We start from the raw sequence: 5,680 nt of genomic DNA, 5'->3' as shown, positions 1-5,680 counted from the left end.
TTCCTTCATGGCATCCTCCCTATGCCGACAATAAGAACTTTTTACCCTTTTGGCAATTAATGAGTTCTGAGCCTAGAGACAGCCCCTAGAGATATCGCCTAAAATGAGTGTATCGGCGTTTGTCGGATATTTGAAAGGAAAGAGCAGCCTGATGATATATGAGCAGTTTGGTGGGCTGAAGTTCAAATATCGTAGGAGTTCTGGTGCCGTGGTTACTATGTCGATACGGTGGGTAAGAATAAGGCAAAGATAGCTGAGTACATCAGGCATCAACTGGCCGAGGATAAACTTGGAGAACAGCTGAGCATCCCATACGCCGGAAGCCCGTTTACGGGCCGCCGGTAACAGGAATGCAGATGTCAGACCGTCCAAGCGCCAGCTAGGCGCGGCTGGTAAGAAAGCCTTACAGGCGCACAAGAGGAACTACCGGCTATGCCGGTGGGGCCCCATTGTGTTTTTTTTGGGGGGGAGGGGAGAGATTTGCAGAGATTGCGCGGAAGCGGAGCAGGGCATTGTGCGCGGGGCGCGTGACAGGGCCATGGGCCCGGAGTCTCAGAAGCGCGGGCTTGCAACGGCGTGCATTTCAGCACTGTTGCCAGTAGGGCCGCCCGACTCAGAAAAACGGGGCACGCGAAGGCATGCGATGGGTGATGTTCCGAATTTCGGGCGATGTCCGTGTTTCCCTTCGGCGGAAGCGCGGAGCGCTCCGGGAGAAAGCCAGGCAGAATGTGAAAAGTCGGCGGCGCTGGAGGAACGCCACCGACTTTCACGGCAGGGGAAAAAGACCGTTACAGCACGGAATTGGGAAGGATGCTGGGGAAGAAGAATTCGGCAATGGGCACGCCTACGAGCATGAGCACGGCGAAGTTGATGGCCAGGAAGCATGCGGCATAGGCGTAAGGCCGCAGTCCCGGAGCCCACACGGCGTTGGAGTAGAGCATGGCCGCGGGGTTGCTGCCGGAAGGCGTAAGGATGCCGATGTTCAGGGCGGCGATGCAGCACATGCACACGAGCGCCGGATTGATGTTTGCCGCCACGGCCACGCTGTAGGCTATGGGAATGTAGATGGCCGTGCTGCCGAGGTTGTTCAGGAACTGAGTCATCAGGCTGGCCATGGCCACCAGAAGCATGAGAATAACCACGGTGCTCTGGCCGGAGGTCAGCGGCGTGACCAGATCCACGAACCACTGGCAGATGCCGCTGGCGTCGTTGGACATGACGCCGGCAATGCCGATGGCGGAGAAGTTCACGAGCAGGGCGTCGTAGCGCACGCTGGAGGCGATGGTCTTACGCATGGATTCGTTCTGCACGAAGTCGAAGGCGAAGAAGATGGCGCACATGAGGGCGGCGCAACCGGTGTTGCCGAGCTTCTTGAAGAACTTGGTAAGTTCCCAGTGCGAGGGCAGCAGGGAGGGGACCATCATCATGACGATGAACAGGAAGAACCAGAGAAGCACGATCTTCTGATAGGTGGTGAGGCGCAGCTCTTCGGGATTGAAGTACACCTTGGCGTTATAGATCTTGCTCACGTCCGGCCTGAGCACGAAGCGCATGAAGGCCAGCGTAAGCACGACGATCATGGAGTCCACGATGAGGGACCAGGCAAAATACTGGGGGAAGTCGATGACGTCGCCGCCGCTGAGCTGGGAATACGCGCCGAGGGCCACCACGGGAAGCGACTTGAAGGGGAAGATGGAGGCGGTGACGCTGCCGAAGAACGGAATGGCCACCATGACCATGGTTGCCCAGTGTTCGCCAGGCTTGATGCCGTACACTTCGCAGATGCTGTAGAAAATGGCCCACACGACCAGCACGCCCGGGGACACGCCGATGAAGAGGGTGAGCGTCATGATGGCGGCGAGAATGCAGAAGGTCATGACCCAGGGGCGTCCGCGGCCGATGGGAAGACTGCAGATGTGAAGGGCTATCCAGCGGGAGACGCCCGCCTTGTCGATGACGCCCGTAATGATGAACACGAAGAACACAAGCAGGGCGCTGCTGTTGCCGAAGCACATCTTGAGCACGTTGTTCACGCTGGCGTAGCCCGAGAGACCCACGGCGAGAATGCCGAGAACGCTGGGCCAGGCAAGGTCGAGCGTCAGCCAGCCGAAGGCCATGCCTATGTAGATGCATATGATCCTTGCTCCGAGATCGGTCATGGCTCCGGTGCCGGACACCAGCTCGGGAGCTCCGAACATGCAGAACAGAACGATGGCTAAACACAACCATTTGGAAGGCGTCAGATTGGACAGGCGGAGGGAGGACATAGAGGCACTCCTTGCAGTGAGGAAGGCGGTGTGCGGAGGGAGTTTTTCGGACGGGATGCCGTAAGCGGCGGGCGCTTGCGGCATCCCGCTGATGTCAGACGGTGGCGCCGGCGTCCCAGCCGGTGCGGACGGCATTGACGATGTCGGAGGCGCGCATGCAGTCGCCTATGTTGATGACGTCAAAGGCCGTGTCGCGGAAGGAATCACGCAGGTCGGTCAGAGAGCGGGTTCCCGTGCAGATGATGAAGCTGTCGGCTTCAATGGTCTGCGTACCTTCGGCCGTGCGCACGTTGAGGTGGTCCGGTTCGATGCTCTCCACCGTGGCGTCCACCAGAGAAGCGACGTTGTTCTTCTTCATGAATTCCATGATGTGCATGCGTTCGCTGATCTGCGCCGTGGCGGCGAGATAGTGTCCGAGTTCCACCACGGTGACGTCGTGTCCCTGGCCTGCGAGATCAATGGAAAGTTCGCAGCCCACAAGACCGCCGCCCACGATGGCCACGCGCTTGCCGAGCAGCTCGTAGTGTCCGAACACGTCCCAGGACATGAACACGTTTTTGCCGTCGATGCCGGGAATGGGAGGAACCACCTGTTCCGCGCCCACGGCGATGATGGCCACGTCGGGGTCGATTTCGGAAATCAGTTTCGGGGTGGCTTCGACGTTCATCAGAACATGGACGCCGGACTTGTGAACCTGACGTATGAGGTATTCGCGGAAGGCCTTCATTTCCTGCTTGAACCACATGCCGTCGGAGAACAGAGCCTGACCGCCGAGCTTGTCGCTCTTTTCGTAGAGCGTGACGTCGTGGCCGCGTTCGGCCGCGGTGAAGGCTGCCTGCATGCCGGCAATGCCGCCGCCGATAACGACGACCTTGCGCTTTCTGGAAGGCGCGGGAATGAGGTGCTTCTTGGTGATGCCCTGATACCAGAGTGGATTGACGGCGCACTGTCTGTCGTAGGTGGAGTCCTTGCGAATGTTCACTTCCGTGGTGAGGGAGCCACGCTTGGAGCCGTCGAGGCAAAAGTCGCAGCGCAGGCAGGGGCGGATGTCCTCAAGGCGCCCTTCACGGATCTTGTTGACGAAATCGCTGTCGGTAAGGGCCTGACGCGCCGTGAGCACGTAGTCGGCCTTGCCTTCTTCGAGCAGCTTTTCGGCGAGATCGGGATCGTGAATGCTGCCCACCACGCCCACGGGAATCTTGACGCCGGCCTTCTTGGCAAGTTCGCTGGCTCTGGCGTTGTGCGCTCTTTCAAGGAAGTGCGTGGGATGCATCTTCGGACGGCTGGAGGCGTCGAGGCGGGTGCCGCAGGTCATGTGCAGCATATCCGCTTCTTCGGAAAGGATGAGGGCCTGTTCCGCGGCATCTTCCGGAGTGATGCCGCCTTCCATCATGTCGGAGCCGTTCATGCGCACTTCGATGACCAGATCGTTGCCCACTTCCTGACGGATGCGCTTCATGATCATGAGTGGATACCGGCAGCGGTTCTCCACGCTTCCGCCGAATTCATCGGTGCGGTGGTTGGTGAGCGGCGAGAGAAAGTTGTTCATGAGCCAACCGTGACCATAGTGCAGTGTGATGGCGTCGAAGCCGGCTCTTTTGACCATGAACGCGGCGTGCGCGTACATCTGCGCCACGTCTTCCATGTCCTTGTCGTCCATTTCCTTGACCTGACGGCCGTTGTACACGAAGGCGCTTGCGCTCATGATGGTGCGGCCGGGGCCGGGGGTCATGCAGCAGCCGGCGTGATAGATTTCACAGGAGCTGCGCGCGCCGTAGGCATGCACCACGCGCTGAAGCTTATGCATGTTCATGAAGGCGTGGTACTGCTCGTCGATAGAATAGGTGCGGGGATGACCGCCGTCCTTGGGCACTTCGATGGGCAGGCATATCTGCGCAAAGCCGCCGCGGGCAAAACTGCTGTAGTATTCTTCGCCTATGATGTTGATGAGGCCGTTGGCGTCCGTGCCGAGCGCCATGCCCATGGGAGCCTGGAAAATTCTGTTCTTGTACTCGACTTTGTTCTTGCCGACGATGAGCGGGGTGAAAAGAAGAGGATATTTTTCCTTGTACAGAGGTTTCATGAGCGGCCTCCTGAAAAGTTTTAATGATCGGGGACTTGTTAATGGATATAGGAGAATTGCGATTTTTTGCATAATCGATTTTTTTTGGAGGCGTTCAAAAAAAAACAGGAGGCGGAAATGGCAGAATGGTATTTGTGCCAAAAAGAACGCAATATCTCCGTCATTTTTTTGAGGCCGCACGGGAAAAGTCCCGGAGCAAGGCCCGCGTTGACAGAAAAATATTTTGCAATCATACTTAATATCAGGAATTTTTAAAATATTTTCCGAGGTGCGGTGCGGCTTATGAAGATAGACCATCTCCTGTATTTTTACGAAACGTCGCGCAGAAAGTCGTTGAACGAATCGTCAAAGTATCTTCATCTTTCGCAGCAGTCGCTGAGTGCGTCCATTCGTTCACTTGAAGAGGAACTGGGGGTACAGCTTTTTCGCAGGACCAACAACGGCATACTGATTACCGATATCGGAAAAAAGGCGCTCGAGCATATCGAAGTCATTATAGAGGAATACAGAAATCTGCTTGCCCTGAAAAATTCCGACGAGGAGACGTGCGATCCCGTGATTATTCTGGCGCAGAGAAGCCTGAGCAAGATATTTCTGTCGCCCGAGCTCATCGAGTATGTCAAAACATCGAAGCTCATCATTCATTCAGGAGCCGTGGAGGACAAGATTCTCGATGCGGAAGGCGACGGAAACGACAGTCGCCTGTGCCTGATGTTTTATCCGAAGGAGATGCTTTCGCTTATTGTGCGCAAGGCGGAGGAGAACGGAAAAAGAATTCTTTCTCTTGCGTCGGGAAGCATTTCACTGTTCGTCAATTCCAGACTTTCGCTGTCGAAAAAGAAGCATGTGCTCCTGAGCAATCTGACCGGGCTTTCGTTTGCCACGTCCGACAGAGCGCTCAGAAGAATTTACGACTACAATAAGATATTCATGCAGAAGGCTGCCATAAAGAAAAGCGTGGTGTTCCCGGACAGACAGACGCTTTTTGACGCCATTGCCAAATCGCAGAACATCTATACGGTGTCCCCTAGGCTCGACGCCTTTGACAATCTGCTCATCAGGCAGAAAATCATGACCGCGCGGGAAATCGACGACGTATCTATTCCGCTGGTGTTCTGTCTGGTCATTCCCTCGAACAGAAAGCTGAACGCCCTGGAAGAGGAAATTGTGGCGCTGGTGAAGAAGCAGTTTGCCCAGCTGGAGAGCTCGTCCATTCTCTAGGCTCAGGACTCATTAAATGCCAAAAGGGTAAGAAGTTCTTATTGTCGGCATAGGGAGGATGCCATGAAGGAACTTTTTTATCTTTCTCATGAACAGATTGCTCGTATCA

3 protein-coding genes and 1 pseudogene are annotated in these 5,680 nt (G+C 56.1%); 2 read left to right on the top strand and 2 right to left on the bottom strand.

Annotated features, from left to right (window positions below; all coding sequences use genetic code 11):
- Positions 1-85 precede the first annotated feature (85 nt).
- Positions 86-345 (top strand): annotated as a pseudogene (tnpA, locus tag Q0J81_RS10295) (IS200/IS605 family transposase); the annotation flags it as partial.
- Positions 346-788: 443 nt separating this feature from the next.
- On the opposite strand, the gene Q0J81_RS10290 reads toward tnpA, so the two are convergent.
- On the bottom strand, positions 789-2,267 hold the full coding sequence (locus Q0J81_RS10290) for an SLC13 family permease (RefSeq protein WP_294447659.1): 1,479 nt from the start codon (positions 2,265-2,267) through the stop codon (positions 789-791).
- A 94-nt stretch (positions 2,268-2,361) separates the two neighbouring features.
- Positions 2,362-4,350 carry an NAD(P)/FAD-dependent oxidoreductase gene (locus tag Q0J81_RS10285; RefSeq protein WP_294447658.1) on the bottom strand — a complete coding sequence of 663 codons (1,989 nt, stop codon included), beginning with the start codon at positions 4,348-4,350 and terminating at the stop codon, positions 2,362-2,364.
- A 282-nt stretch (positions 4,351-4,632) separates the two neighbouring features.
- On the opposite strand from Q0J81_RS10285, the gene Q0J81_RS10280 reads away from it, so the two are divergent.
- Positions 4,633-5,571: a LysR family transcriptional regulator gene (locus tag Q0J81_RS10280; RefSeq protein ID WP_294447657.1), complete on the top strand. Its 939-nt coding sequence runs from the start codon at positions 4,633-4,635 to the stop codon at positions 5,569-5,571.
- The last annotated feature ends 109 nt before the right edge of the window (positions 5,572-5,680 follow it).

The organism is uncultured Mailhella sp. (assembly GCF_944324575.1).
Taxonomy (GTDB): domain Bacteria; phylum Desulfobacterota; class Desulfovibrionia; order Desulfovibrionales; family Desulfovibrionaceae; genus Mailhella.
The sequence above is the reverse complement of the archived record's forward strand: the minus strand, read 5'-3'. Positions and strand labels throughout refer to the sequence as shown.